At 63.2% G+C, this 23,769-nt stretch carries 14 protein-coding genes; 13 read left to right on the forward strand and 1 reads right to left on the reverse strand.

The window, feature by feature from the left end; all coding sequences use genetic code 11:
- The first annotated feature begins 92 nt into the window (after positions 1-92).
- The 13 genes from FKV68_RS17675 (at position 93) to FKV68_RS17735 (ending at position 22,389) form a co-directional block, all read left to right on the forward strand.
- Positions 93-1,127, forward strand: coding sequence for an aldo/keto reductase (locus FKV68_RS17675; RefSeq protein ID WP_180939085.1), 1,035 nt, complete (start codon positions 93-95; stop codon positions 1,125-1,127).
- 114 nt (positions 1,128-1,241) lie between these two features.
- Entirely contained in the window at positions 1,242-4,568 is a 3,327-nt protein-coding gene (locus FKV68_RS17680; protein ID WP_180939086.1) for a transglutaminase family protein, read from the forward strand.
- Positions 4,569-6,977, forward strand: coding sequence for a circularly permuted type 2 ATP-grasp protein (locus FKV68_RS17685; protein WP_180939087.1), 2,409 nt, complete (start codon positions 4,569-4,571; stop codon positions 6,975-6,977).
- Between the two features lie 76 nt (positions 6,978-7,053).
- Positions 7,054-7,932, forward strand: a complete 879-nt coding sequence (locus FKV68_RS17690) for a transglutaminase family protein (protein WP_180939088.1) — start codon at positions 7,054-7,056, stop codon at positions 7,930-7,932.
- 176 nt (positions 7,933-8,108) lie between these two features.
- Positions 8,109-9,374 (forward strand): vWA domain-containing protein, encoded by a 1,266-nt coding sequence (locus FKV68_RS17695; RefSeq protein ID WP_180939089.1) that lies wholly within the window; start codon positions 8,109-8,111, stop codon positions 9,372-9,374.
- Between the two features lie 168 nt (positions 9,375-9,542).
- Positions 9,543-12,020, forward strand: a complete 2,478-nt coding sequence (locus tag FKV68_RS17700; RefSeq protein WP_425347615.1) for a glycogen/starch/alpha-glucan phosphorylase — start codon at positions 9,543-9,545, stop codon at positions 12,018-12,020.
- Positions 12,017-14,227 carry a 1,4-alpha-glucan branching protein GlgB gene (gene glgB, locus FKV68_RS17705; RefSeq protein WP_180939090.1) on the forward strand — a complete coding sequence of 737 codons (2,211 nt, stop codon included), beginning with the start codon at positions 12,017-12,019 and terminating at the stop codon, positions 14,225-14,227. The genes FKV68_RS17700 and glgB overlap by 4 nt, the downstream gene beginning before the upstream one ends.
- A gap of 104 nt (positions 14,228-14,331) precedes the next feature.
- Positions 14,332-15,594: a glucose-1-phosphate adenylyltransferase gene (glgC, locus tag FKV68_RS17710; RefSeq protein ID WP_180939091.1), complete on the forward strand. Its 1,263-nt coding sequence runs from the start codon at positions 14,332-14,334 to the stop codon at positions 15,592-15,594.
- A gap of 6 nt (positions 15,595-15,600) precedes the next feature.
- The gene (gene glgA, locus FKV68_RS17715) at positions 15,601-17,043 is read left to right on the forward strand and encodes a glycogen synthase GlgA (protein WP_180939092.1); all 1,443 of its coding nucleotides are present in this window, start codon (positions 15,601-15,603) and stop codon (positions 17,041-17,043) included.
- A 5-nt stretch (positions 17,044-17,048) separates the two neighbouring features.
- Positions 17,049-18,677 (forward strand): alpha-D-glucose phosphate-specific phosphoglucomutase, encoded by a 1,629-nt coding sequence (locus FKV68_RS17720; RefSeq protein WP_180939093.1) that lies wholly within the window; start codon positions 17,049-17,051, stop codon positions 18,675-18,677.
- Positions 18,678-18,733: 56 nt separating this feature from the next.
- Positions 18,734-20,698 carry a glycogen debranching protein GlgX gene (gene glgX / locus FKV68_RS17725; protein ID WP_180939094.1) on the forward strand — a complete coding sequence of 655 codons (1,965 nt, stop codon included), beginning with the start codon at positions 18,734-18,736 and terminating at the stop codon, positions 20,696-20,698.
- A 142-nt stretch (positions 20,699-20,840) separates the two neighbouring features.
- On the forward strand, positions 20,841-21,329 hold the full coding sequence (locus FKV68_RS17730; protein WP_180939095.1) for a MaoC family dehydratase: 489 nt from the start codon (positions 20,841-20,843) through the stop codon (positions 21,327-21,329).
- Positions 21,322-22,389 (forward strand): DUF2332 domain-containing protein, encoded by a 1,068-nt coding sequence (locus FKV68_RS17735; protein WP_180939096.1) that lies wholly within the window; start codon positions 21,322-21,324, stop codon positions 22,387-22,389. The genes FKV68_RS17730 and FKV68_RS17735 overlap by 8 nt, the downstream gene beginning before the upstream one ends.
- A 15-nt stretch (positions 22,390-22,404) precedes the next feature.
- Here the strand turns inward: FKV68_RS17735 and FKV68_RS17740 are convergent, their stop codons facing one another.
- The gene (locus tag FKV68_RS17740) at positions 22,405-23,529 is read right to left on the reverse strand and encodes a zinc-dependent alcohol dehydrogenase family protein (protein WP_180939097.1); all 1,125 of its coding nucleotides are present in this window, start codon (positions 23,527-23,529) and stop codon (positions 22,405-22,407) included.
- Positions 23,530-23,769 lie beyond the last annotated feature (240 nt).

Genomic DNA, 23,769 nt, shown 5'->3' on the forward strand with positions numbered 1-23,769 from the left:
AAATGATGTTCCGAACAGCAGTCTATCTCCAAAAGGCAAAGAGCTCCACCTTCATGTCTCCAGATGCATTGAAACGACAAGGGAGTTGCAAAATGGAGTATCGACGGCTCGGCTCGTCTGGTCTGAAAGTTCCGGCACTGAGCTTCGGCGCAGGCACGTTCGGCGGAAAGGGTCCGCTCTTCGGCGCCTGGGGCACGACGGACGACGCGCAAGCGCGTCGCCTTGTCGATATCTGCCTCGAGGCCGGCGTCAATCTCTTCGACACGGCGGATGTCTACTCCGATGGCGCCTCGGAGGAAGTGCTCGGCGCGGCGATCAAGGGCCGCCGAGAGAAGGCGATCCTGTCCACCAAGATGTCGCTGCCGATGGGCGACGGGCCGAACGACGCCGGTTCATCGCGCTCGCGTCTCATCCACGGTGTCGAAGCGGCGCTGAAGCGTCTCGGAACCGACTATATCGACCTCATGCAGTTGCACGCTTTCGACGCCGGAACGCCGATCGAAGAGGTGCTCTCGACATTCGACGTCTTGGTTCGCGCCGGCAAGCTCCGCTATGTCGGCGTCTCCAACTTCGCCGGCTGGCAGTTGATGAAATCGCTCGCGCTCGCCGAGAGACACGGCTATCCCCGCTACGTCGCCAACCAGGTCTACTATTCGCTGATCGGCCGCGATTACGAATGGGAACTGATGCCGCTCGGGCTCGACCAGGGTGTCGGGGCTCTCGTCTGGAGTCCGCTGGGCTGGGGCCGGCTGACGGGCAAAATCCGCCGCGGGGAGCCGTGGCCGCCCGGAAGCCGGCTGCACGACACCGCGGCGTTCGGACCGCCGGTCGACGATGAAAAGCTCTACGACATCGTCGACGTGCTCGATGCCCTGGCAGACGAAACCGGCAGGACCGTGCCGCAGATCGCCATCAACTGGCTTCTGCAGCGGCCGACCGTTTCGAGCGTCATCGTCGGCGCCCGCAACGAAGAGCAGCTCCGGCAAAACCTCGGCGCTGTCGGCTGGTCGCTCTCTGCCGATCAGCTGGCGCGTCTCGATAAGGTGAGTGCAATGACGGCGCCATACCCGCATTTCCCCTACTACCGGCAGGAAGGCTTCGCCCGCATCAACCCTCCGCCGGTCTGAGCGGGCGACGCCCGGGATTTGCGCCCCGGCTTTCGGCTTGCTTTCTTTCTTCGCATTGCACAAAGTTCCCCATGAATGGCCGGCAACGGACCGGCCATCGAGGGGAAAATCTGCATGTCGATCAAGGCCAGCATCTACCACCTCACGCACTACACCTACGACCGCCCGGTGAGCCTCACACCGCAGATCATCCGGCTGAAACCTGCCGCGCATTCGAAGACCAAGGTCATCAGCCACTCGCTGAAAGTCTCGCCTGCCAACCATTTCGTCAATTTGCAGCAAGACCCCTACGGCAACTATCTGGCCCGCTACGTCTTTCCCGATCCGGTGACGGAACTGAAGATCGAGGTCGACCTGGTCGCCGACATGACCGTCTACAACCCATTCGATTTCTTCGTAGAGGAAGAAGCCGAGCACTGGCCTTTCGGTTATCCCGAAGACTTGAGCGAGGACCTGAAGATCTACATGACGCCGGAGCCGATCGGGCCAAGGCTTTCGCAATTCATGGAGAGCGTCGACCGGTCACGCCAGCGCACCGTCGACAAGATCGTCGCTCTCAACACGCGGCTGCAGAAGGAAATCGGCTATGTCATCCGCATGGAGGCGGGCGTCCAGTCGCCGGAAGAGACGCTCGGCACTGCCAGGGGCTCATGCCGCGATTCCAGTTGGCTGCTGGTGCAGATCCTTCGCAATCTCGGCTTTGCCGCCCGCTTCGTCTCCGGCTATCTGATCCAGCTGAGGCCGGACCTGAAAGCCCTCGACGGCCCCTCCGGCACCGAATACGACTTCACCGACCTTCACGCCTGGGCCGAGGTCTATCTTCCGGGTGCCGGCTGGATCGGGCTCGATCCGACGTCAGGTCTATTGACCGGAGAGAGCCACGTTCCGCTCGCCGCCACCCCGCATTATCGAAACGCCGCGCCGATATCCGGCGAGTTCTTCGGCGATCCGGACACGAGAAGCGATTTCGCCTTCGACATGAACGTTGCTCGCGTCGCCGAACATCCGCGCATCACCAAGCCCTTTTCCGACGAGAGCTGGGAAGCGCTGAATGCGCTCGGTGATGAAGTCGATCGTGTGCTGGCGGAAAACGACGTTCGCCTGACCATGGGCGGCGAACCGACCTTCGTCTCGATCGACGATTTCGAATCCGATGAATGGAACACCGCAGCGGTCGGCCCCACGAAGCGCAAGAAGGCGGATGCGCTCATCCGCCGCCTGCGTGAGCGCTTCGCGCCGGGCGGCTTCCTGCATTACGGACAGGGCAAGTGGTATCCGGGCGAAAGCCTGCCGCGCTGGACCTTTTCCCTCTGCTGGCGCAGAGACGGCGTGCCGATCTGGCGCCAGCCCAGTCTGATCGCCGAGGAAAACGGCCGGCACGAAATCACCGGGGAGGACGCCGAGCGCCTGCTCGTCGCGATTGCCGGCGAACTCGACGTCGATGCGGACATGGTCGTTCCGGCCTATGAGGACCCGGCCGAGTGGATCGTCAAGGAAGCAAACCTTCCGGACAACGTCGACCCTTCCAATTCCAAACTCAAGGATCCGGAAGAGCGCAGCCGCCTCGCCCGCGTCTTCGAGCGCGGGCTCACGGCCCCGACGGGCTACGTTCTGCCAGTGCAGGCCTGGAACGCACGTGCGAGTGACCGGCGATGGATGAGCGAGAAATGGAAGACCCGGCGCGGCCGGATTTTCCTCGTGCCCGGTGACAGCCCGGTCGGCTATCGCCTGCCGCTCGGCTCGCTCCCCCATATCGCGCCGTCTGCCTACCCCTATGTCAATCCGGTGGATCCGACAGTTTCGCGTGACGACCTGCCGAATTTCAGCGAGAGCCGGGGCCGCGTGCAGCCGTCGCGCTTCCAACCGTCCGAGGAGTCGCCGACGCCGCTGCCGCCCTCTCGCGACGAGATCGACGGCGCCGTCCGCACCGCGATCAGCGTGGAACCGCGCGACGGGCGGCTTTGCGTCTTCATGCCGCCGACCACCAGCATCGAGGAATATCTCGATCTCGTCGCCTCGACCGAGCGGGCCGCCGCCGTGCTCGGCATGCCGGTGCATATCGAAGGCTATGCGCCGCCGCAGGATGAGCGCATCAACGTCATCCGCGTCGCTCCGGATCCCGGCGTGATCGAGGTCAACATTCACCCGGCAGCGAACTGGCGGGAATGCGTCGACATCACCACGGCGATCCACGAGGAGGCCCGCCAGAGCCGGCTCGGCACCGACAAGTTCATGATCGACGGCCGCCACACCGGAACCGGCGGCGGCAATCACGTGGTCGTCGGCGGCCGCAGCCCCAATGACAGCCCGTTCCTGCGTCGGCCGGATCTTCTGAAGAGCATCGTGCTCCACTGGCAGCGCCACCCCTCGCTCTCCTATCTCTTTTCCGGCCTTTTCATCGGGCCGACCAGCCAGGCGCCGCGCATCGACGAGGCGCGCCACGATTCGCTCTATGAATTGGAGATTGCGCTCGCACAGGTACCGCCGCCCGGCGGCGATCGCCCGGCTCCCTTGCCATGGCTGGTGGACCGGTTGTTCCGCAACCTGCTCGTCGACGTCACCGGCAATACCCATCGCTCCGAAATTTGCATCGACAAGCTCTTCTCACCGGACGGACCGACCGGGCGGCTCGGACTGATCGAGTTCCGCGGTTTCGAGATGCCGCCGAACGCCCGCATGTCGCTCGCCCAGCAATTGCTCGTTCGCGCGCTTATCGCCCGCTTCTGGAAAAGCCCTATCGATGGCGGCTTCGTGCGCTGGGGCACGGTTCTGCACGATCGCTTCATGCTGCCGCACCATGTCTGGCAGGATTTTCTCGACGTGCTTGCCGACCTGCGCACCTACGGCTTCGATTTGAGGCCCGAATGGTTCGAGGCACAGCTCGAATTCCGTTTCCCGTTCTGCGGCGAGGTGGAATATGAAAAGGCCAAGCTCGAACTGCGACAGGCCCTCGAACCCTGGCATGTGATGGGAGAACATGGCGCGATCGGCGGTACCGTGCGTTTTGTCGATTCCTCGGTGGAGCGATTGCAGGTCAAGCTCGAAACCGCCAATCCGGATCGCTACAAGGTCGCCTGCAATGGCCGCCCCGTGCCGCTGACACGGACCGGGAAAAGTGGCGTGGCCGTCGCAGGCGTACGTTACAAGGCCTGGCAGCCCGCCACCGGTCTGCATCCGGTCCTGCCGGTCAACACTCCCCTCACATTCGATATTTATGATACATGGTCGAACCGGGCGATCGGCGGCTGCGTCTATCATGTGGCGCATCCCGGCGGCCGCAACTATGAGACATTTCCGGTTAACGGCAACGAGGCGGAAGCGCGCCGCCTGGCACGCTTCGAGCCCTGGGGCCACACCACCGGCGGGTATCGGCTTCAACCCGAGGCCCCGCCGGCGGAATTTCCGCTGACGCTCGACCTGAGACGTCCGGCAGGAGTGTAGATGGCGAAGAAACAGACGGCAGAGGCGGAAGAAAAGCATCGGCGCGACGGCGACCCGGTGTTCGGCTATCGCGCCCTTCCGGGAATCGCCGACGAGATGCTCGATCGCGACGGCAATGTCCGGCCGGTCTGGCAGCCGCTACTCTCGGCCCTCGGCCGCATGGACGAAACGGATCTCGCCAACCGCTTCGCCCGCGCCGATCGCTATTTGCGCGATGCCGGCGTTTTCTATCGGGCCTATGGCGGCCGGGAGAATTCGGAACGAAGCTGGCCGCTGTCCCACATCCCCGTCCTGATCGACGAGGCGGAATGGGCCGTCGTTTCGCAAGGGCTGATCCAGCGTGCCGAACTGCTCGAGCGCGTGGTCGCCGATATCTACGGCGAAAACCGCCTGGTCCAGGAGGGCCTGTTGCCCCCCGCGCTCGTCGCCTCCAACCCGGAGTTCCTGCGCCCGCTGGTCGGTGTCAAACCCGCCGACGGACATTTCCTGCACTTCTGTTCCTTCGAGATCGGACGCGGGCCGGACGGCAATTGGTGGGTGCTTTCCGACCGGACCGAGGCTCCCTCCGGGGCCGGGTTCGCACTGGAAAACCGCGTTGCGACGACACGCGCCTTTTCCGACCTCTATGCCGAAACCCACGTCCACCGACTAGCGGGCTTCTTCGGCGCCTTCCGCGATACGCTCCAAGCTCGAAAGCAACATCCGGACGATCGAATTGCCGTCCTTTCGCCCGGCATTGCCAATGAGACCTATTTCGAGCACGCCTATATCGCCCGCTACCTCGGCTTCATGCTGCTGGAAGGCGAGGACCTGACGGTGGTCGGCGGTCGCGTCATGGTGCGCACGGTTGCCGGCCTCAAGCCTATCGGCGTGCTCTGGCGCCGCCTCGACGCGGCCTTCGCTGATCCGATCGAACTCAACCAATCCTCCCATATCGGCACGCCCGGCATTGTCGAGGCGTTGAGGGCCGGCTCCGTCTCGATCGTCAACGCGCTCGGCTCGGGCATCGTCGAGAGCCGCGCCTTTCTCGCCTTCATGCCGGCGATCTGCCGTCACCTGCTTGGCGAGGAGCAAAGGCTGCCGTCGATCGCCACCTGGTGGTGCGGGCAGCAGGCCGAACGCGACAATGTCGCCGGCAATGTCGAGCGCATGGTGATCGGCCCCGCCTATTCGACCCGCCCCTTCTTCGACGACAACGGACAGTCGGTCCTCGGCACGTCCCTGTGCGAGGGTGGCACGTCGGTTTCGGAATGGCTCGGAACCGGTGGCGGCAAGCTGGTCGGCCAGGAGGTCGTCACACTGTCGACGACCCCTGCCTGGGTGCGCGGCCGGCTGACGCCGCGACCGATGAGCTTGCGGGTCTTTGCCGCGCGCACACGCGACGGCTGGCAGATCATGCCGGGCGGTTTTGCGCGCATCGGCTCCGGCGACGACGTGGCGGCGATCGCGATGCAGGCGGGCGGCACGGCCGCCGATGTCTGGATCGTCAGCAACAAGCCGGTCGAGTACACGACGCTGCTCCCGGCCGAAGAGAGCTTCACGCGCAACATGCCGGGCAGCCTGCCGAGCCGCGCGGCCGACAACCTCTTCTGGCTCGGCCGCTATATCGAGCGGGCGGAAGGCGCTCTCAGGATCCTGCGCGCCTGGCACGGACGCTTCGCCCAAGCCGCCGACCCCAACATGCCGCTTTTGAAGGACGTCACTGACTACCTGGCGGCTCTCGATATCAACACGCGGCAACCGGTGCCTGACAGCCTGCTTGCCAATATCGACAGCGCGCTCGTCAGCGCCGGCAATATCCGCGACCGGTTCTCGCCCGACGGGTGGCTGGCTCTCAACGATCTGTCGAGGACGGCGCGGAAGTTCCGCGCGACGGTGCAGGCCGGCGACGACGCCACGCATGCGATGACCATTCTGTTGCGCAAGCTCGCGGGTTTTGCCGGCCTCGTGCACGAAAACATGTACCGCTTCACCGGCTGGCGCTTCCTGTCGATCGGTCGCTACATCGAGCGTGGCCTGCACATGACCCGCCTGCTTGGGCACATGTCGGGACCCGAAGCTCCGGACGGCGCCTATGACATGCTGCTCGAGATCGGCGACAGCGTCATGACCCACCGCCGCCGCTACAACGTCAATACGGCAGCATTGACCGTCACCGACCTGCTCGCCCTCGATCCGCTCAATCCGCGTTCGGTTCTTTACCAATTGAACGAGATCAAGACCGAGGTGGAGCTGCTGCCGAACGCGTTCGTCAACGGTCAGATGTCACCCTTCTACCGCGAGACGATGCGGCTTCATTCCGGCCTTGCGGTGATGACGCCGGAGGCAATGACCGCGACCGTCTACAAGCAACTGGAACGGGACCTCGAGAAGCTTTCGAACCTGCTCGCACAAACCTATCTCGGCTAGAGCAGGATGAGGAAAGTGTGGGCAGTATTTCTCGCGCATTCTGCGCCAACTTATTGGAAACGAAGGGCACGGCTTGATGCTCTACGACATCAACCTGAAGATCACTTACGGTTACGAGGTCCCGGTCGCCGGCGGACGCCATCTCGTACGTGTGCTGCCGGCCTCGATCCCCGGTCGTCAACGGCTTGTCGTCGGCTCGATAAGCTGCCAGCCGACCCCCGGCGAACGGGTTGAAAGCGTGGATTTCTTCGCCAACCCGACCACGTCGATCCTTTTCCGCTCCGTGCATGACAGCCTTGCCATTCGCATGCAGGCACGCGTCCAGGTGGAAGCGCAGGCGCTCACCGCCGACCTCACGCCGCCGCTTGCGGGTCTTCCAGCACAGCTCGCCGCATGCTGGTCGGTCGATGCGCAGTCGCCGCATCATTTCGTCGGGCCGAGCCCGCTCCTGCCGGACGCCCCGGAGATCGCGGCCTACGCACGCGCGATCGCCGACGAGGAAATGACGGTGCGGCAGATCGGGACGGCAATCTGCGAGCGCGTCCACCGCGATTTCTCCTATGATACCGAGGCAACAACCGTGAACACGACGGCCGCGGAAGCCTTCAAGCTCAAGCGCGGTGTCTGCCAAGATTTCACCCATGTGATGATCGTCGCTCTTCGCAGCCTCGGCATCCCGGCAGGCTATGTCAGCGGATTCCTCAGAACCTTGCCGCCACCGGGCAAGGAACGGCTGGAGGGCGCCGACGCGATGCATGCCTGGGTTCGCTTCTGGTGCGGCAGTGCGGGCGGCTGGATCGAGCTCGACCCGACGAACAATATTCCTGCCGGCACGGATCACATCGTCGTGGGCCACGGCCGTGACTATGGCGACGTCGCGCCTGTCATCGGCATACTCAAGAGCTATGGCAGCCATACGACCGAACAGGCCGTCGACGTCATTCCCGTCGGCTGACCCGAATTGGTACAACCCGCGTCCCGTTTCCGGACAACCAATCGCGAGAAAACCGTTTGAAAGCACGGATTTCCTCCGAAATTCATTAAAATTCAAACAATTACCTGAACGAGATTGTAATCCATCGCCGCTAATGTCTACCCAAGCTTGCGATGTATTGGTTGGGGTGTGCAAAGATGGGAAGACAATCCATGGTAAGACGGTCCTTCGGCATGATGCTGACGGACCGCGGCGGTAATTTCGGAATGATGACGGCGCTGGTGGCGCCGCTGCTATTGGCAGCGGGCGGTGTTTCCATCGACATGGCCAACATGCTGATGACCAAGAACCAGCTGCAGGACGCCACCGACGCCGCAGCGCTCGCCGCTGCTTCCGCTCTTGTCTCCAACGAACAGCCAAACATCGACGCCGCCAAGGCAATCGCGCGCAAATTCCTGAAGGCGCAAATGGCAACGTCGAATTCGGCGGATACCCCGGCCGAGGGCTCGCAGCCTGGAACGGCGACGGCCCAGTCTACGGACAGCGCAGCGGCCGCTGCCGAGGCGCCGAATTGGGACGATATCAATACCTCGGAGGTGAACATCACCGAGACACCCAACGGCGTGAAAGGGAAGTCCTTCAAGGTTTCGATCCTCAACAAGCACCGGATCGAGTTCAACGCGATGACGCGCCTCCTGGGCACGGATTCGATTGAGCTCGAAACCCGGGCAACGGCGGAAAGCGCAACCGAGAGCAAGAACGCGCTCTCCATGTATCTCGTGCTCGACCGTTCGGGATCGATGGCCTGGAAGACGAACACGATCGACACGACGAAGTCCAAGTGCCCCAACTACACGGAGGCGAACTGGAACAAGTATCCGAACCTGTCGGCGACCAGCCCGTGCTACATCACCAAGGTCAACGCGCTGAAGACCGCTGCAAGCGACCTGTTCGCCCAGCTGATGCTCGCCGATCCGGGATCGATCTATGTTCGCACCGGGGCGGTTTCCTACAACGCGTCGCAGGACCCCGCCGGCAGCCTCGCCTGGGGAACGACGGGAGCCGCAGCTTACGTCAATGCGCTGGTCGCGACAGGCGGCACGGCCTCGGGCAACGCCTTCAAGACTGCCTACCAGAAGGTGATCGCATCGACGGAAGACACGGCGCACGCCAACAAGAACGGCCAGGTTCCGACGAAATACATCGTCTTCATGACCGACGGCGAGAACAACTACGCCAACGACGACACGGTCACCAAGTCCTGGTGCGACACCGCCAAGGCCAACAAGGTTCAGATCTACAGCGTCGCCTTCATGGCGCCGGACCGCGGCAAGAAACTGCTGGAATATTGTGCCTCCTCGACCTCGCATTATTTCGAAGCCGAGGAAGCCGCCGACCTCGTTGCCGCCTTCAAGGCGATCGGCGAACGGGCCTCTGCCATGGTCTCCCGCCTCACTCAATAGTCGACGCGAAACAGCTCTATGCATGCCGTCCGGCCTCGCCGGGCGGCATTTTTCGTTCTGCGCAAGTACATGTTGCAAGCGCTTCGGATCGATGCAAAATTGCCTTAACTCCCGGCCGGCGCCGGCCCGCGGCCTTCCCGCACGCAAAAAGGCCAAACAGAAAAAGGCATGACAATTCTTATGATGAATCGGCTCTCCACCTCCGAACTGCCGCAACCCGCACCCAGGTCGTCCGAGCCCGGCCAACTCGCGGTGGAAATCCTCGAACGCCTCAAATACCGCATCGGCAAAGACCCGAAAGTTGCCAAACCGCATGACTGGCTGACGGCCGCCATTCTCGTTGCCCGTGACCGCATCACCGACAAGTGGATGGACTCCACCCGCAAGACCTATGCCACCGGCGCCAAACGCGTCTACTACCTGTCGCTCGAGTTCCTCATCGGCCGCTTGATGCGCGACGCGATGACGAATATCGGCCTGATGGACGAGATGCGCGATGCGCTGGCGTCGCTCGGCGTCGATATCGACGTGGTCGCGCAACTCGAGCCCGACGCAGCACTTGGCAATGGCGGCCTCGGCCGGCTCGCCGCCTGCTTCATGGAGTCCATGGCGACAGTCGACGTGCCCGCCTACGGCTACGGCATCCGCTACATGCATGGCCTGTTCCGCCAGCAAATGGCCGACGGCTGGCAGGTCGAACTGCCCGAGACCTGGCTGGCCCACGGCAATCCCTGGGAATTCGAACGGCGCGAAAGCTCCTATGAAATAGGCTACGGCGGCGTCGTGGAAACCGTCAATATCGACGAGGAAGTTCAACGTTACGTCTGGAAACCGGCCGAACGCGTCATCGCAACCGCCTTCGACACACCGGCCGTCGGCTGGCGCGCAAAGCGCGTCAACACGCTGCGCCTCTGGACCGCTCAGCCGATCGATCCGATCCTCCTCGAGGCCTTCAACGCCGGCGACCATATCGGCGCGCTGCGCGAAAGCAACAAGGCGGAGAGCCTGACGCGCGTGCTCTATCCGGCCGATGCGACGCCGGCGGGACAGGAACTGCGCCTCAGACAGGAGTATTTCTTCTCTTCCGCCTCGCTGCAGGACATTCTGCGCCGCCACCTGCAGCAATATCCGGACTTCACGTCCTTGCCGGACGCGGTCGCCATCCAGCTCAACGATACCCACCCGGCCGTTTCCGTCGCGGAACTCGTGCGTCTTCTGACCGATGTCCACGGGCTCGATTTCGAGCAGGCCTGGGACATCACCCGCCGCACCTTCGCCTACACCAATCACACGCTGCTGCCGGAAGCGCTGGAAAGCTGGCCGGTGCCGCTCTTTGAGCGGTTGCTGCCGCGCCACATGCAGATCGTCTACGCCATCAATGCCAAGATCCTGATCGAGGCGCGCAGGCAGAAGCACGCGACCGACGAGGAAATCCGCAACATTTCGCTGATCGAGGAGACGGGCGAACGGCGCGTGCGCATGGGCAACCTCGCCTTTGTCGGCTCGCATTCGATCAACGGCGTCTCGGCGCTGCACACCGAGCTGATGAAAGAAACGGTCTTTGCCGATCTGCACCGGCTCTATCCCGAGCGCATCAACAACAAGACCAACGGCATTACGCCGCGCCGCTGGCTGATGCAGTGCAATCCCGGCCTGTTCGGCCTCATTCGTGAGGCGATCGGCGACGAGTTCATGGACAACACCGAGGCACTCCAGGCGCTCGACGCCTTTGCCGACAAGGCGGACTTCCAGGAGAGCTTCGCCGCCGTCAAGCGTGCCAACAAGGTGAAGCTTGCAAAGCTCATCCAGGCAAACCTTGGAATCCGGCTCGATCCCTCGGCGATGTTCGACATCCAGATCAAGCGCATCCACGAATACAAGCGGCAGCTCTTGAACATCGTCGAGGCGATCGCTCTCTATGACCAGATCCGCTCGCACCCCGAACTCGACTGGGTGCCGCGGGTCAAGCTCTTTGCCGGCAAAGCGGCGCCGAGCTATCACAACGCCAAGCTGATCATCAAACTTGCCAACGATGTCGCCCGCGTCATCAACAACGACCCGGCGGTGCGCGGCCTCCTGAAGATCGTCTTCGTTCCGAACTACAACGTGTCGCTCGCCGAAGTGATGGTGCCGGCCGCCGATCTTTCCGAACAGATCTCGACCGCCGGCATGGAGGCCTCCGGCACCGGCAACATGAAATTTGCGCTGAACGGCGCGCTCACCATCGGTACGCTCGACGGCGCCAATGTCGAAATGCGCGACTGGGTGGGGGAGGAAAACATCAAGATCTTCGGCATGACCGCCGAGGAGGTGGCAAAGGCGCGGGCGGAAGGACACAATCCGCGCGCCATTATCGAAGGCTCGCGTGAGTTGTCGCAGGCGCTCTCAGCGATCGCCTCGGGCGTATTCTCGCCGGACGACCGCAATCGCTTCGCCGGGCTCGTCGACGGGCTCTACAACCATGACTGGTTCATGGTCGCCGCTGATTTCGAGGCCTATGCGAAGGCACAGCGCGAGATCGATCGGCTCTGGACCGAGCCATCCTCCTGGTACGCTCAGGCGATCCGCAATACCGCGCGCATGGGCTGGTTCTCGTCCGACCGCACGATCCGGCAATATGCCGGGGAAATCTGGAGCGCTGGATGACGGTATCGCCCGGTAAGGACCCAGCGCACGCTCCGTCCGGTGTGCTGCCAGCACCGGAAATCGCGGCAATACTTTCCGGCACCCACGACAATCCTTTCGCTGTTCTCGGCGTTCATGCCGCCGGCAAGAACTATGTTGCACGCTGCTTCATTCCGGGCGCCGAAGCGGTGACGGCAGAAACACTCTCCGGCAAGGAAATCGGCACGCTCAACCGGCGCGACGACGCGGGCTTCTTCGAGGGTCTCGTGTCTCTGCGCAAGGAGCAGCCCATTCGTTACCGCGCCATCAACAGCGGCGGTGAATGGATCGTTGTCGATCCCTACAGTTTCGGCCCCGTTCTCGGGCCGATGGACGACTATTATATCCGCGAGGGCTCCCATCTCAGGCTCTTCGACAGGATGGGCGCCCATCCGATCACGCATGACGGCGCGGAAGGCTTCCACTTTGCCGTCTGGGCCCCGAACGCGCGACGCGTGTCGGTGGTCGGCAGTTTCAACGACTGGGACGGACGCCGGCACGTCATGCGCCTGCGCGCCGACACCGGCATCTGGGAGATATTCATTCCCGGCGTCCCTGCTGGCGCGCCTTACAAATATGAGATCCTCGACAGCCAAGGGACGCTCCTGCCGCTGAAGGCGGACCCTTTCGCCCGCCGGTCGGAACTGCGCCCCGATACGGCCTCGATGACGACGGGCGAGATCGCGCAGGTCTGGGAGGACGAAGCGCATCGGAAGCATTGGGGCGAGGCCGATCCGCGCCGGCAGCCGATCTCCATCTACGAGGTCCACGCCGGCTCGTGGCAGCGACGCGACAACGGCGAGATGCTCTCCTGGGACGAACTGGCGGACCGGCTCATTCCCTACTGCGTCGACATGGGTTTCACGCATATCGAGTTCCTGCCGATCTCCGAATTTCCGTTCGATCCATCCTGGGGTTATCAGACCACGGGCCTCTACGCACCGACGGCTCGTTTCGGCGAGCCCGAGGGTTTCGCCCGCTTCGTCAACGGCTGCCACAAGGTCGGCATCGGCGTCATTCTCGACTGGGTGCCGGCGCATTTCCCGACAGACGAGCACGGCTTACGCTGGTTCGACGGCACCGCGCTCTACGAGCATGCAGACCCACGCCAGGGTTTTCATCCCGACTGGAACACGGCGATCTACAATTTCGGCCGCCAGGAGGTTCTCGCCTATCTCGTCAACAATGCCCTCTATTGGGCGGAGAAGTTCCACGTCGACGGTCTGCGCGTCGATGCGGTCGCCTCGATGCTCTACCTCGACTATTCGCGCAAGTACGGCGAATGGGTGCCGAACGAATACGGCGGCAACGAGAACCTGGAAGCCGTGCGCTTTCTACAGACGATGAACTCCCGTCTTTACGGCATCCACCAAGGGGTGCTGACGATCGCCGAGGAGTCGACTTCCTGGCCCAAGGTTTCGCATCCGGTTCACGCGGGTGGCCTCGGCTTCGGCTTCAAGTGGAACATGGGCTTCATGCACGATACGCTGCAATATCTCATGCGCGAGCCCGTGCACCGGAAGTTCCATCACAATGACATGACCTTCGGGCTGCTTTACGCCTTCAGCGAGAATTTCGTGCTGCCGCTGTCGCATGACGAGGTGGTGCACGGCAAGGGATCGCTGATCGCGAAAATGGCCGGCGACGACTGGCAGAAGTTCGCCAATCTCAGGGCCTATTACGCCTTCATGTGGGGCTATCCGGGCAAGAAACTCCTCTTCATGGGCCAGGAATTCGCCCAATGGCGCGAATGGTCGGAGGATCGCGCGCTCGACTGGAACCTGCTCGAATACAATCTGCACGAGGGAATGCGTCGTCTCATCCGCGACCTGAACGGCACCTACCGCTCGAAAGCGGCGCTGTATGCGCGCGACTGCGAGGGCGAGGGCTTCGAATGGCTGATCGCCGACGACCGCGAGAATTCCGTCTTCGCCTGGCTCAGGAAAGCGCCAGGTCAGAAGCTTGTCGCCGTCGTCACCAATTTCACGCCGGTGTACCGGGAAAACTACGACATACCGCTTCCGGTCGCGGGACGATGGAAGGAAATCCTTAACACCGATGCGGAGATCTATGGAGGGAGCGGCAAAGGCAACGGCGGTGCCGTGCGTGCGGAGCAAAAATCAACGGGAATAACGGTCGCCACCATCGCGTTGCCGCCTCTGGCAACACTGATGCTGGAGCAGGACTAGCGCATACGTGCGCGATAGACGAAGCGAACGAACTTGCGTGGGCCGCAAGGCGTAAGAAAACCGCCTGGCTGTCCTCGAAGAACAGCGATTTTTGGGGAGGACAAATGGTGGAAAAGCGTACACAACCTTTGGCCCGCGATGCCATGGCCTATGTTCTCGCCGGCGGCCGCGGCAGCCGCCTGAAGGAATTGACCGACCGCCGCGCCAAGCCGGCGGTCTATTTCGGCGGCAAGGCGCGCATCATCGATTTCGCGCTCTCCAATGCGCTCAATTCCGGTATCCGCCGCATCGGCGTCGCCACCCAATACAAGGCACATTCGCTGATCCGGCATCTGCAGCGCGGCTGGAACTTCTTCCGTCCCGAGCGCAACGAGAGCTTCGACATTCTGCCGGCAAGCCAGCGCGTCTCCGAAACGCAATGGTACGAAGGGACGGCCGACGCCGTCTATCAGAACATCGACATCATCGAGGACCACGGCGTCGAATACATGGTCATCCTCGCCGGCGACCATGTCTACAAGATGGACTATGAACTGATGCTGCAGCAGCACGTCGACTCCGGCGCCGATGTCACGATCGGTTGCCTCGAAGTGCCGCGCATGGAAGCGACCGCCTTCGGCGTCATGCACGTCGACAAGCAGGACCGTATCATCGCCTTCGTTGAGAAGCCGGCTGACCCGCCCGGCATTCCGGACAGCCCGGACCTGGCGCTCGCTTCCATGGGCATCTACGTGTTCCACACCAAGTTCCTGATGGACATGCTGCGCAGGGACGCCGCCGACCCGAAGTCGAGCCGCGATTTCGGCAAGGACATCATCCCCTATATTGTCGAGCACGGCAAAGCGGTCGCCCACCGCTTCACCCGCTCCTGCGTCCGGTCGGATTTCGAGCGCGAGGCCTATTGGCGCGACGTCGGTACGATCGATGCCTATTGGCAGGCCAATATCGACCTCACACACGTGACACCCGAACTCGACATTTATGATAACACCTGGCCGATCTGGACCTTTGCCGAAATCAAGCCCCCGGCGAAATTCGTCCATGACGATGAGAACCGTCGCGGCTCCGCGACCTCCTCGCTCGTTTCGGGCGATTGCATCATCTCGGGCGCTGCGCTCAACAGGAGTCTCCTGTTCACCGGCGTCAGGGTCAATTCATACTCCAGACTCGAAAATGCCGTAGTTCTCCCCGACGTGACAATTGGGCGGCATTCGACGCTGCGCAATGTGGTCATCGACAGCCGCGTCGTCATTCCTGAGGGCCTGGTCGTCGGCGACGATCCGGAACTTGATGCCAAGCGCTTCCGCCGCACGGAAACCGGCGTCTGCCTGATCACACAATCGATGATCGACAAGCTGGGAATGTAGCCGCGTATGAACATCCTGTCCGTTGCGTCCGAGGTCTATCCATTGGTCAAGACCGGGGGGCTCGCCGACGTCGTCGGCGCCCTCCCCGCAGCTCTTGTTCCGCATGGCATTCGGACGCGCACTCTGGTGCCCGGCTATCCCGCCGTGCTGCACAAGCTGAAAAAGAAGAAGAAGGTTGGCGGCTTCGGCAATCTCTTCGGCCATCCCGCGACGGTGCTTTCGGCCGAGCTCGACGGACTGGATCTGCTCGTCCTCGACCAGCCCGCCCTCTATGCCCGCGACGGCGGACCCTATCTCGATCCGACCGGGCGGGATTATCCCGATAATTTCCGCCGTTTCGCCGCACTCTCGCTTGCGGCCGCCGAAATCGCCGGCGACAACATCGTCCCCGACTGGAAACCGGACCTCGTCCACGTCCATGACTGGCAAACGGCGCTGACCCCCGTCTACATGCACTTCGGCTCGGCGTCGAACATGCCGACGGTGCTAACCATCCACAATATCGCTTTCCAGGGGCAGTTCGGCGCATCGGTGTTTCCCGAACTCGCGCTGCCGCCGGAGGCCTTCTCCATGCAGTTCATCGAATATTACGGCGATGTCGGCTTCCTGAAAGGCGGCCTGCAGACGGCGACTGCGATCACCACGGTAAGCCCTTCCTACGCGCAGGAGATCCTGACGCCGGAATTCGGCATGGGCCTGGAGGGGCTTCTCGCAAGCAGGGTGACGAGGCTGACCGGCATCGTCAACGGCATCGACGCCGACGGATGGGACCCTGAGACCGACCCCCACATCGTGGAGCACTACGGCCCCGCCACGACCAAGCGGCGTGCCGCCAACCGCAAGGCACTGGAAGAGCGCTTCGGACTGACGAGCACCGCCGGGCCGATCTTCTGCGTCATCAGCCGCCTGACCTGGCAAAAGGGGATGGACCTGCTTGCCGAAGTGACGGACGATATCGTGGCGCTCGGCGGCAAGCTCGTCGTGCTCGGCTCGGGGGACGCGGCGCTCGAAGGGGCGTTGCTCGCCGCCGCCTCGCGCCATCGCGGCCATATCGGCATGGTGACCGGCTATGACGAACCATTGTCGCATCTCATGCAGGCGGGTGCCGATGCGATCATCATCCCGTCGCGCTTCGAACCGTGCGGGCTCACCCAGCTTTATGGGCTGCGCTACGGCTGCGTGCCGATCGTCGCCCGTACCGGCGGGCTTACCGACACGATCATCGACGCCAATGAGGCTGCGCTTTCGGCCAAGGTCGCCACCGGGTTCCAGTTCAGACCGGTCACCGCCGACGGATTGCGCCTTGCGATCAGGCGTGCCTTCCGTGCATACAGCGAACCGAAAGTGTGGGCTCGCATGCAAAATCAGGGCATGAAGTCCGACGTTTCCTGGGCCAAGAGTGCGGAACGCTATGCCTCACTCTATTCCGGTCTCCTCGCGAAAGGCTAAGAAAGATGATTAAAACCGTCTCCACAAACCCCTACGGCGATCAGAAACCCGGCACGTCCGGCCTGCGGAAGAAAGTTCCGGTATTCCAGCAGAAGAACTATGCCGAGAACTTCATCCAGTCGATCTTCGATTCGCTCGAGGGCTTCGAGGGCCAGACGCTGGTGATCGGCGGCGACGGCCGCTACTACAACCGCGAAGTCATCCAGAAGGCCATCAAGATGGCGGCCGCGAATGGCTTCGGCCGCGTGCTTGTCGGCCGCGGCGGCATCCTGTCGACCCCGGCGGCCTCCAATATCATCCGCAAATACAAGGCCTTCGGCGGCATCGTGCTGTCGGCGAGCCACAATCCCGGCGGTCCGACCGAGGACTTCGGCATCAAATACAATGTCGGCAACGGCGGCCCGGCGCCGGAAAAGGTGACGGATGCGATCTTCGCCCGCACCAAGGTCATCGACAGCTACAAGATCGCGGACGTTGCCGACGTCAATCTGGACCTGGAAAGCTCCCACCAGGTCGAGAATATGACAGTGACAGTCATCGACCCGGTTGCGGACTACGCCGAGCTTATGGAGAGCCTGTTCGACTTCGCCGCGATCCGCAAGCTGCTCGCCGGCGGCTTTCGCGTCGTCTTCGATGCGATGAGCGCGGTCACCGGGCCCTACGCCAAGGAGATCATCGAGAGGCGGTTGGGAGCACAGAAAGGCTCGGTGATGAATTTCATACCGCTGCCCGATTTCGGCGGCCACCATCCGGATCCGAACCTCGTGCACGCCCGCGCGCTTTACGAGACGATGATGGCGCCGGACGCCCCGGATTTCGGCGCTGCTTCCGACGGCGATGGAGACCGAAACCTCATTATCGGCAAGGGTATCTTCGTGACGCCTTCGGACAGCCTGGCAATGCTTGCGGCCAACGCGCATCTGGCACCCGGCTACGCCAAGGGACTGGCAGGGATCGCGCGCTCGATGCCGACGAGCGGCGCCGCCGACCGCGTGGCGGAAAAGCTCGGCATCGGCATCTACGAAACGCCGACCGGCTGGAAATTCTTCGGCAACCTGCTCGACGAGGGCCTGGCGACCATCTGTGGCGAAGAAAGTGCCGGCACCGGGTCCAACCATGTGCGCGAGAAGGACGGGCTCTGGGCGGTGCTGCTCTGGCTCAACATTCTTGCCGCGCGCAAGGAAAGCGCACTTGAGATCGCCCGCAAACACTGGGCGACCTATGGCCGCAACTATTATTCGCGCCACGACTACGAAGAGGTCGACACCGACGCGGCAAACGGCCTGATCAGTGCCCTGCGGGACAAGCTCGCCGCCCTGCCGGGCAAGAGCTTTGGCGCGCTCACGGTCGAGACGGCCGACGACTTCTCCTATAACGATCCGGTCGACAAATCGGTGAGTAAGAACCAGGGCATCCGGGTCCTGTTCAAGGGCGGGTCCCGTGTCGTCTACCGCCTTTCCGGCACCGGCACATCGGGCGCGACGCTCAGGGTCTATATCGAGCGGTTCGAAGCGGACCCGGCACGTCACGACCTCGACACGCAGGCGGCGCTTGCCGATCTCATCGCCGTGGCCGACGAGATTGCCGAGATCAAGACCCGAACCGGCCGCAACGCACCGAGCGTGATTACCTGAAGCCCGGCCCCCAGCCTGCATCTGAGATCAACGACGGGACGAAAGGTACGCCCTTCATGCCGACCGCCGTAACTTCGCGCCTCGGCGCGATGCTCACGTCAGATGGAACGCGCTTTGCAGTCTGGTCCCGCCATGCTGCCCGCATCGAGCTTTGCCTGTTCGACAAGTCGGGCGACAAGGAGCTCCGTCGCCTGCCGCTGACGCGCGACGGAGACGTGCACAGCCTGACGCTTGCCGATGCGCCTGTCGGCACCCGCTATGGCCTGCGGACCGACGGCATCTACTCGCCCGACCATGGGCTCTGGTTCGATCCCTCGAAGCTTCTGGTCGATCCCTACGCGATCGAGCTCGATCGTCCCTTTCGCCATGATCCGCGCCTGACGATCTTCGGCGAGGAGACCGCCGATCTGGTGCCGAAAGCGATTGTCACCGATACAAAGGCGGTGGATCCGAGCCCGCCGCTGTTTGAGCCGGGCGGATTGATCTACGAGGTGGCCGTCAAGCCCTTCACCATTCTGCATCCCGATATTCCCGAGAAAAGACGCGGCACAGTCGCCGCCCTGGCGGAACCGGTGATCATCGACCACCTGAAGCGCCTTGGTGTCGCGGCGGTCGAACTGATGCCGATCGTCGCGTGGATCGATGAACGGCACCTTCCGCCGCTCGGCCTTCACAACGGCTGGGGTTACAATCCGATCGCCCCGATGGCGCTCGATCCGCGGCTCGTGCCCGGCGGCATCGAGGAACTGCGCAACACTGTCGAGACGCTGCACAAGGCCGGCATCGGCGTCATCCTCGATCTCGTCTTCAACCATTCCGGGGAGAGCGACCGTCTCGGCACGACGCTTTCGATGCGCGGGCTCGACAATCTCACCTACTACCGCCACGTGACCGACCGGCCCGGAGAACTCATCAACGACACCGGCTGTGGCAATACGATCGCCTGCGACAATCCGGTGGTACGGGACCTGATCCTCGACAGCCTGCGCCATTTCGTGCTTGCCGCCGGTGTCGATGGCTTCCGCTTCGACCTCGCCTCCATCCTCGGGCGTGACATGAGCGGCTTCCACCGCGACGCCGCTCTCTTTGCGGCCATCGCCGCGGATCCCTTGCTTAGCGATCGCATTCTCATCGCCGAACCGTGGGATACCGGTCCCGGCGGCTACCAGCTCGGCAATTTCCCCGAGCCCTTCCTCGAATGGAACGACCGCGCGCGGGATGACATTCGCCGCTACTGGCGCGGCGACCGCCATGCGATCGGCGCGCTCGCGACCGCACTTGCCGGTTCCTCCGATACGTTCTCGCGGTGGGGCGAGACGGCGACCCGCAGCGTCAACTTCGTCGCCGCCCATGACGGCTTCACGCTGACGGATCTCGCCTCTTATGCGCGCAAGCACAACGAGGCGAACGGGGAAGACAATCGCGACGGCCATGACGAGAACTATTCGTGGAACAATGGCGCCGAAGGCCCCATTGGCGATCCGGAGATCCAGGCTGCGAGACAAGTGGACGCCATGGCGCTGATCGGCACGCTTTTCGCGTCGCGCGGAACGATCATGCTGACCGCCGGCGATGAAGGCGGGCGCAGCCAGGGCGGCAACAACAACGCCTATGCCCAGGACAACGCCGTGACTTGGCTCGATTGGGCGAAGCTCGATCCGAAGCTCGTCGATCACACGGCCGCGCTCTCAGCGATACGACGGCGTTTCGATGTCTTCGCCAAGACAGGCTTCTTCACCGGCAAGGGCGACGTCGCCTGGCTGCGTCTCGACGGCCATCCATTGACGGTCGAGGATTGGGAGCACCCGGCGACCGACAACCTCCTCATGCTCCTTACAACCGGAGACCGGGAGCAGCGACGAGCGACACGGCTCGCCGTGGTCGTGAACCGCGGTCATGCACCGCATCCCTTCCAGCTTCCCGCGAGCGTCGACGGCGAGTGGCGCGACCCTCTTTCGGGGACGGCGGCACCGTCATTGGTCTCTTCCCGCTCCGTCACCTTCTTCGTCGAGGTTGTCTGAGTTTTTACGACTACTTGCTAGGGTTGCTTCTGCCAGCCTATAGATCGGTTGGGAGGCCCGTGGAGCGGACGAGGAAAAGTGTGAGCGGTCTTTTTCCGTCCGCATTCCGTTCTAGTTCTTTAAAGGCGATCAGGACAATCAAATGCCGCAGGAAATTTCACTTTCAGAGATCAAGGGTCTGATCGGCAAGGAGCTCGGCGTCTCCGACTGGATCACCGTGACGCAGAAGACCATAGACAGTTTCGCCGAGGCGACGGGCGACTTCCAGTTCATTCACACCGATCCGGTGCGCGCGGCAGCCGAAACGCCCTTCGGAGGCACGATCGCCCATGGCTTCCTGTCGCTCTCGCTGCTTTCGGCGATGAACTACAATTGCCTGCCGAAGATTCGCGAACAGACGATGGGCATCAACTACGGCTTCGAGAAGGTGCGCTTCGTGGCACCGGTGAAGAGCGGCGCGCGCGTGCGCGGCCGCTTCACCATGGCAGATGCCCGCTTCCGCGGCGCCGGCATGCTGATGATCACCTATGACACCACGGTCGAAATCGAGGGCGAAAGAAAACCGGCGCTGACGGCGACATGGCAGACGATCATCCAGTTCGACCCGAAGGACCGGCCGGCGGATGCCTGAGCGAGCGGAAACCGAGGAGCGGGTCCGGCGAGCCTTTCGCGGCCAGGGCAAGTCCTGCGAAGAACTCGGCTCACCTTTCATGGCCCGGCTTTGCCAGCTGGCTGCAGAGCGCCTCGATGGTGAAAGTGCAGTCGGCGCCCGTGTCATCGGCTGGAAAGGCAATCCGCGGCCCGAGGCGGACTCCGTACCGCTGCGGCTGTTCGGGGCGCTGCATGCCCTTGTGCTGCTGGATCGCGACCAGACGTTGATTGCGTCTTATCCACCGAACATAACCGACGACGAGACGCTCTGGGCCGCGTGCGAAGGGGCTTTTCGGAAGCATGCCGATTTTATCCTCGAGCGGCTCACTTCCGCACCGCAGACGAACGAGGTGCGCCGCTCGGGTGCACTGCTTGCCGGCTTTCTCACGGTTGCACGCGCCTTCGGGAAACCACTTGTCCTGTCGGAAATTGGTGCGAGTGCCGGGTTGAACCTCCACTGGGACCGCTACGGCTACGAGCTTTCCGGCAGCCAGTGGGGCGATATGGGATCCGGCGTCATCATCTCGCCTGTGTGGTCGGGCGCGGTGTCGCCCGGTGGGTCGGTCGATATCGTCGGACGGGCAGGATGCGACATCAACCCGCTTGATCCGGTGAGTGAGGAGGACCGGCTACGCCTGCTCTCCCACATCTGGGCCGACCAGCCGGACCGGCTCGAGCGGACTCGAAATGCGCTGGCGATCGCGGCTGCGAAGGGCAACCTTGTCGAGCGCGCGGACGCTGTGGACTGGCTGAAACAGCGCCTCTCCCATCCCTTCCCCGGCGCAGTCCACGTCGTCTATCACTCGGTCGCCTGGCAATATCTGCCTGAATCCGCCCAGCAAGAGGGCGTCGAGCTGATCAATGCTGCCGGCGCCGCGGCAACGGCAGATGCACCGCTTGCCTGGCTGCAGATGGAAGCGGACGGCTTGAGACCTGGGGCGGCGCTGACGCTTCAGACTTGGCCCGGCGGCAAGAGGCATCTGGTCGGTCGGGCGGATTTCCACGGTCGATGGATAGACTGGATCGGCCTACCGAAATGATTGCCGGAACCGCCGTCAGAACGTGATCACATGGCGGATGACCCGCCCCTGATCGAGAAGATCGAAAGCCTCGTTGATCTCTTCGAGTGGCCCCGTGCTCGATAACAGCCGGTCGACCGGCAGCTTGCCGCGCTGGTAGAGCGCGATGAAACGCGGGATATCGCGGCTCGGCACGCAGCTTCCCATGTAGCTGCCGCGAACCGTGCGTTCCTCGGCAACGAGGCTGACAGCAGGGATGGCGATCTGGCTCGATGGGTGGGCAAGTCCCGCCGAGGCGGTCAAGCCGCCGCGCCGGGTGATCCCGTAGGCAAGCTCGAAGGCTTTCACCGAACCGGCCGCCTCCACGGCATGATCGACGCCGCCGCGGGTCGTCTCGCGGATCTTTCCGGCGGCATCCGGATCGCCGGCCAGGAACGCGTCGGTCGCGCCGAGCTGGAGCGCCAGCTTCAGCTTTTCCTCAGCAAGATCGACCGCGACGACACGCTCGGCGCCGGCGGCGATCGCGCCCAAAACCGCCGCCAACCCGACGCCACCTAGGCCGGCAACGGCAACGGACTGACCCGGCTTGACCTGGCAGGTGTTGACGATTGCACCGACACCGGTCAGCACCGCGCAGCCGAACAGGGCCGCTTCGACCATCGGCAGGTCCGCCTCGATCCTGACGGCCGAGTGGCGCGAGACGACGGCATAATCGGCAAAGGCGGAAACGCCGAGATGGTGATGTACGGGGACCGCATCGCAGCGCAGGCGGCGCTCGCCTGAAAGCAGCGTCCCCTTGCCGTTTGCCTCGGCACCGGGGATGCAGAGCGCCGGCCTGCCTTCAGCACAGGGCAGACAATGCCCGCAGCTCGGCATGAAGCTCATCACCACCCGATCACCAGGCGCGATGTCGCGCACGCTGCTGCCGACCGCCTCCACGGTGCCGGCCGCCTCGTGACCAAGCGCCATCGGCACCGGACGTGGCCGATCGCCATTGATGACGGAGAGATCGGAGTGACAGAGACCGGCTGCACCGATTCTGACCAGAAGCTCGTCCGGTCCCGGCGGGTCGAGGTCGATGGTCTCGATCGAAAGAGGCCGGGTGTTGACATAGGGCCTCTCGACCGGTGATTTCCTCAGCACCGCCGCGCGTGTCTTCACGCCCACTCCTCCGCTTCACACTCCAAGATTCTCGGCCGAATCGAAGCAAAATCTAACGTGATCCTTTCCTGGGAGTCGAGACGGCGATGATTGCTCCCTCTCCCCGGGTTTAACCCGAGGACTAACCCTCTCCCCGCACACGGGGAGAGCGACTTTGGGCCGCATTGGCGCGAGTCCCCTTCGCCCCGCTTGCAGGGAGAAGGTGCCGGCATGAGGGGCAAATACATAGTGCACGCGCTG

The organism is Sinorhizobium mexicanum (genome assembly GCF_013488225.1).
Taxonomy (GTDB): domain Bacteria; phylum Pseudomonadota; class Alphaproteobacteria; order Rhizobiales; family Rhizobiaceae; genus Sinorhizobium; species Sinorhizobium mexicanum.

Excerpts from the sequence above, each read along its gene's own strand:
- glgB (WP_180939090.1), top strand. The coding sequence starts at position 12,017 with ATGACGGTATCGCCCGGTAAGGACCCAGCGCACGCTCCGTCCGGTGTG.
- FKV68_RS17735 (WP_180939096.1), top strand. The coding sequence starts at position 21,322 with ATGCCTGAGCGAGCGGAAACCGAGGAGCGGGTCCGGCGAGCCTTTCGC.
- glgX (WP_180939094.1), top strand. The coding sequence starts at position 18,734 with ATGCCGACCGCCGTAACTTCGCGCCTCGGCGCGATGCTCACGTCAGAT.
- FKV68_RS17675 (WP_180939085.1), top strand. The coding sequence starts at position 93 with ATGGAGTATCGACGGCTCGGCTCGTCTGGTCTGAAAGTTCCGGCACTG.
- FKV68_RS17680 (WP_180939086.1), top strand. The coding sequence starts at position 1,242 with ATGTCGATCAAGGCCAGCATCTACCACCTCACGCACTACACCTACGAC.
- glgA (WP_180939092.1), top strand. The coding sequence starts at position 15,601 with ATGAACATCCTGTCCGTTGCGTCCGAGGTCTATCCATTGGTCAAGACC.
- FKV68_RS17720 (WP_180939093.1), top strand. The coding sequence starts at position 17,049 with ATGATTAAAACCGTCTCCACAAACCCCTACGGCGATCAGAAACCCGGC.
- FKV68_RS17690 (WP_180939088.1), top strand. The coding sequence starts at position 7,054 with ATGCTCTACGACATCAACCTGAAGATCACTTACGGTTACGAGGTCCCG.
- FKV68_RS17695 (WP_180939089.1), top strand. The coding sequence starts at position 8,109 with ATGGGAAGACAATCCATGGTAAGACGGTCCTTCGGCATGATGCTGACG.
- FKV68_RS17730 (WP_180939095.1), top strand. The coding sequence starts at position 20,841 with ATGCCGCAGGAAATTTCACTTTCAGAGATCAAGGGTCTGATCGGCAAG.
- FKV68_RS17685 (WP_180939087.1), top strand. The coding sequence starts at position 4,569 with ATGGCGAAGAAACAGACGGCAGAGGCGGAAGAAAAGCATCGGCGCGAC.
- FKV68_RS17700 (WP_425347615.1), top strand. The coding sequence starts at position 9,543 with ATGACAATTCTTATGATGAATCGGCTCTCCACCTCCGAACTGCCGCAA.
- glgC (WP_180939091.1), top strand. The coding sequence starts at position 14,332 with ATGGTGGAAAAGCGTACACAACCTTTGGCCCGCGATGCCATGGCCTAT.